The 4,908-nt window shown below is 66.4% G+C and carries 3 protein-coding genes; all 3 read left to right on the top strand.

All coding sequences use genetic code 11. The annotated features are described in order from the left end of the window. Positions 1-211 (top strand): YfhO family protein (locus NZM16_RS09295; RefSeq protein ID WP_295480084.1); only part of this gene is annotated, 211 nt, incomplete at its 5' end. 3 nt (positions 212-214) lie between these two features. Continuing rightward, positions 215-2,473: a hypothetical protein gene (locus NZM16_RS09290; protein WP_295480083.1), complete on the top strand. Its 2,259-nt coding sequence runs from the start codon at positions 215-217 to the stop codon at positions 2,471-2,473. 12 nt (positions 2,474-2,485) lie between these two features. Beyond that, the gene (locus NZM16_RS09285; protein ID WP_295480080.1) at positions 2,486-4,693 is read left to right on the top strand and encodes a glycosyltransferase family 39 protein; all 2,208 of its coding nucleotides are present in this window, start codon (positions 2,486-2,488) and stop codon (positions 4,691-4,693) included. Positions 4,694-4,908: the final 215 nt, after the last annotated feature.

Raw genomic sequence — 4,908 nt, 5'->3', positions numbered from 1 at the left:
GTATCCAGGGTGGGAAGTGCTGGTCAACGGCCAGCCGGCCCCGCTCGTGCGAGCCAACGTCGTTTTGATGGCGGTCCCGCTGTCAGCCGGAGAGAGCGAGGTGATCTTCCGTTACCGGCCATGGAGCTTTTATGTGGGGGCAATCATTAGTGGGGCTACCCTTCTGATCGCCGGTCTGGCCGCGCTATTGGCGATTCGCCGGATGGGATGAGCGATGAGAAAGACCGGGTGGCTTTCGATTAGCACGCTATGGCTGCTCGCCGCCTGGATGCTGGCCCTAGCCCTCTGGCGGCCCTCCCTGGCCCACAACGACGAGGCCCACATCGTCTGGGTGATTCGCACCCACGATCTCCCTGGGCTGATCGCCGCCCAGATCCGCTTAGATGGCCAGCCGCCGCTTTATCCGATCGTTTTGTGGGCGATCCAGCAGGCCCCCCTCTTTCGCACCGTCCCCATGCTGTATTTCGTCGGGCTGTTTCTGGCTTTCCCGTTTTATCCCTTGATGCTCCGGCTGGCGTGGGCTCTGGGCGATCGCCGGGCCGCCCGCGTCCTGACTGTCCTTCTTGCCTTCAATCCCTTCGCCATGGGAATGCTGCTGTTTCTGCGAGCCTACGGCCTGACGTTGATGCTGAGCGCGCTGACCCTCTGGCTGGCGGTGCGGGCCGATCGCCGGCCCACGCCCGGCCGCGCCCTGGCCTGGGGGCTGAGCGGGTTGTTGCTTTTCTTCACGTTCTACTACGGCGCGTTCCTGGTCGCCGCGACCGTCCTCTGGCTGCTCCGACGGCCCTATGAGCGCGCCCGCTGGCTGGCCGCGGCGCTGGGCGCCGGGATCCCCGGATTCGCCGGCGTCCTCTGGTCAGCGATCGCCCTCCTCCCTGCGATCGCCATCGTGATCCGCCATCAGGGCAACCCCGGCATCCGCCCGGGGCCGCCCGAGATGCTCCTCAACCTCTGGCTCACGCTGTGGAGCGGGTGGGCGGCGGACGCCCGGCTCGCCCTGGCGGCCGGCGGCGCGTTGGGGGCGCTCTTCCTGGGTGCCCTGGGATGGGCCGCGCGCGGCAGGATTCCGGTCCCCGCATCGGTCCTGTTGGGGGCGATCCCCCTAGCCGGCTTCCTGATCGGCGGATGGCGCTATAACTTCTTCGCTGCCCGCTACGCGGTGGTCGCCCTCCCGCCTCTTTGGCTGGGGATCGCTTTTCTGCTGGCCCGGGCGCCTCGGGGGCTCCGCGCCGCCTTCTTAGGGCTGGCCGGGCTGATCGGGTTGATCGGGCTCTCCCGGGCGATGGCCGGATATGTGCAGCTGCCGGAGAACAACCCCTGGTATGCCGAGATCGGGGTCTATCTTCGGGAGCACGCCGCTCCCGGGGACGTGGTGATCGTTCAGGCCCCGTGGCATTATCAGGCCCTGTTGATGCACGGGCCGGACCTCCCATGGCGGCTGTTCGATCTCAATGAGGAAGCGGAATGGCGCGCGGCGCTGCGCGATCGACCGGTCGTCTGGCTCCTGGGGGTTCCGGCCTATCGGGGGAACTGGGCGCCGGTGGAGGAGGCCCTCGCGGGCTGGATCCGGGATGAGTTGAGGGTCTGGCCCCTCCCGGCGGATGCTGTCCTCGTCCGGTATGTGCCGCCACCTGAAACCCCGGTCTGGCGACCGATCCGAGCGCGCTTTGCGGACGGGCTGGTCGTGGAAGCGGCCGCCCTGGATCGCGAGGGGCCGCCCGGGATCCTACGGGTGGGCCTGCAGATCCGGGCCTCGGAGCGGATCTCACAGGCCTATACGCTCTTCATCCACCTGCTGGACCCCGCGGGCCGCTGGATTTCCGGGAGCGATGCGGAGCCCCCCGTCCCCACGACCGCTCTGGAGCCCGGTGTGCCGATCACCCTCTGGCGGGCGTTGGAGGTGCCTTCCGGGATTCCAGCCGATCGCTATCGGGTGGCCGTCGGATGGTATCCGACCGGGTCCGGCGGATGGCCGCGCCTGCCCACCGTGGACGGTGCGGATGCGGCAGCCCTGGGCGAGCTCGCCCTACAGCCCCGCCCGCCGCTGATCGGCCGTCTGTGGAGGCACCCATGCGGTGATATCGTGCTGCTATCGCTGAATGGGATTCGCCTGACCGCCTACCAGCAAAAGGGCCCAGATATCTTCCCGATCCCTGGGCAACCCGACCGACTGCGTGTCGAGCTCGTGTGGGAGACCACTGGGGCGGAGGCGGAGATCCGCCCTCCGGAGGTCCTGGTGGAAGCCCGAGGAGGTCTCCGGTCGCTGAAGCCGATCACTGGCCTGGAGGGAGGGAGGCGTCTGGGAAGGGCCAAGCTTTTCGGGGCATGGGAGGGCAGATTTCCCCCCGAGGAAGAAACGAAGCGGGTGGTGGTGATCTGCGGGGAAGATAGGGTCTCCGCCGATCTTCCGACCCGCTCCCGGCAGCGGTGGGCGTGGAACTACACCTGGATCTTCTGGAACCGAATGCCGTAGGAGGAAGGCTGGATGAGGCTTCGCACCTTATGGGGCGGCGTCCTGGTAGTTTTCCTGTCCTTCTGGGTCGCCCTCGCGCTGGCGCCGGTGGAGCTGGCCCACGTCGACGAGAAGCACGTGCTCTGGCAGGCGACTTCTTACAATCCGCTGGAGATCGCCCGCAATCTCATGCGGGATAGTCACCCGCCGCTCTACTACTGGTTGATCTGGCTCTGGTGGCAGATCGGGGGCTTCGACCGGCCATGGGCGTATCGGGCCTTCTCAGTGTTGCTGGGCTTGCCGGCCCTTCCCCTGGGCTTTCGGCTGGGCACCCAGATCGGCGGCAGGCGTCTGGGATGGATGGTGATGCTCTTCCTGATGCTGAACCCGTTCTATCTTTTCCAGCTTTCGCTGATTCGAATGTATGGCCTGGTGATCGCCCTGGGGGCCTTCCTAACCTGGGCATGGCTCCGATGGCTGGATCGACCGGCCTCATCCGGTTGGTGGAAGTGGGGATGGGTGCTGGGGAGCGGGGTGTTGCTGTTCACGCATTACTACGGCGCCCTCCTGGTCGCCGTCCAGGTCCTCTTCGTCCTGCTTCGACGTCCGGCGGGCTGGCGGACCGCGCTGGGGGGCTTCACGCTCCTCGCCGCCCTGTTCTTCGGGTGGTTGCTTCAGGCCTACGCGGGAAGCGTGGATACCACGGTGCGCAACCTGTCCGCCATCCCGGTTCGCCCGCTTCCATGGGAGGTGGTGGAACACTTCTGGGCCAACCTCCTGAGCGGCCCCTTGGCCGATGGGGCCTTCGCCCGCGCCGGCGGACTGGCCGCCGCGATCCTCGCGCTGGCGGCCGCCCTCGTGAGGCCGCGGCCCCGCCTACCAGCGCGCTGGACCACGCTGGGGGCGATGGTCTGGATTCCCTTGGTAGTTGGATCGATGCTGGCTCTGCGCTGGCCGTTCTTTGGGGCACGCTATTTCGCCATGCTGCTCGTCCCCTTCCTGACCTGGGCGCTGGCGTTGTTCGTCCGCCACAGGTGGATGCTGGCGGTCTGGCTGATCCCGGGCCTGATCGGATTGAGCGGGTTCCCCATGTTAATCGGAAAGCCCGATGCCGGGGACACACGGGAGATCAGTGTTCTGAGCCTTGCGGATCCCTCCAATCCGATTTTGATACAGGCTTGGTGGCATGCGCTGTGGCCGGAGTATCCGCTTTCCCGTGCCTACGATTGGAGCGATCCCGTTCAGCGGGGCGCCGTCGTAAGCCGCTCGGACTCCTTCTGGTTCATCGGGGTGTCACTGTATCGTGGAATATGGGAGGGATGGATCCAGGGGCTCCGGGAGACCCATACCGTCGACTATCACATCGAAGTGGATCATCCGGTTCCGGAGCGGCGGGCCAGCATTTTCCACCTGACGCGTGCGCAGCCGCCCCGGATATGGGAAGAAGCCCGGATTCGATGGGAGAACGGGTTGCGCCTGGAGCGGGTGGGGTGGGTGGATCAGGTGCTGCGAGCGGGAGAGCCGCTCTCCATTGCATTGGAATGGACAACAGAACGCGCCACGGACCGTCGATGGACGATGTTCCTGCACCTGACGGATCTCGCCGGCCAGCTTTGGGCGAATTGGGACGCGGAACCGGATCCCCCGGTGAACCAGTGGATGCCCGGGGAGGTGATGGAGATCCGGAGGAGCCTGCTGATCCCGTTGAACGTCCCTCCGGGCCGCTATCGGGTGAACGTCGGGTGGTATGAGACCGGAACGCCCGGCTTCCCGCGGTTGCCCCTCGCCGATCCGGCGGGCGATGTCTGGACCTTGGGAGAGATCGAAGTCCAGCCGCGACGGGAGCCCCTGCGCATCGGGGCGATCCAACGGGGGCCGGTTGAGCTGGATCCACCGATGGTCCGCCTGCTGGAGAGCCCCCAGGGATGGCGGGTGCAAGCGCGCTTTCAATGGCGGAGTCTGGATGAAGTCTCCACCGGAAGGTGGAGGGTTCAAATCCGGGGTGCGGGGGAGATCATCCCTCTGGAACGCCTCTACCCGATCCCCGAGGCCCGAGTTCGATCTCCGGGAGGGCTGACGGAAGTCTGGATCAGCCCGCCGCTGGCGGGAAGGCGGCCTGCTTTAGGATGGTTGGAGATTCTCTACGAAGGCCAGATCCTCACTCAACGACCCGTGTGGATGTTCCCAACGGAGACGGGATGGATCTATGGATGGCTGTTCCTTAATCGCTTCGAACGCTAAATGCCAGAAGCCGTCGGGCCCATCTATATGGGCGATCCGCGCTGCCGGGCTGGTCGCGACCGCCTGTGCCTTCGGGGTCGCGTTGGTCCTGGCCCCGCGGGGTCTGGCCCTGTTCGACGAGAAGCATGTCCTCTGGCAGGTCAGCTCCTATGGCTGGCTGGAGGTGGCCCGCAACCTGATGCGGGACAGCCACCCGCCCCTGTATTACTGGCTGG

Origin of the sequence: Thermoflexus sp., from assembly GCF_025055495.1 — a bacterium.
Taxonomy (GTDB): domain Bacteria; phylum Chloroflexota; class Anaerolineae; order Thermoflexales; family Thermoflexaceae; genus Thermoflexus.
Note: the sequence above shows the minus strand (reverse complement) of the source record. Positions and strands in the feature narration are given on the sequence as shown.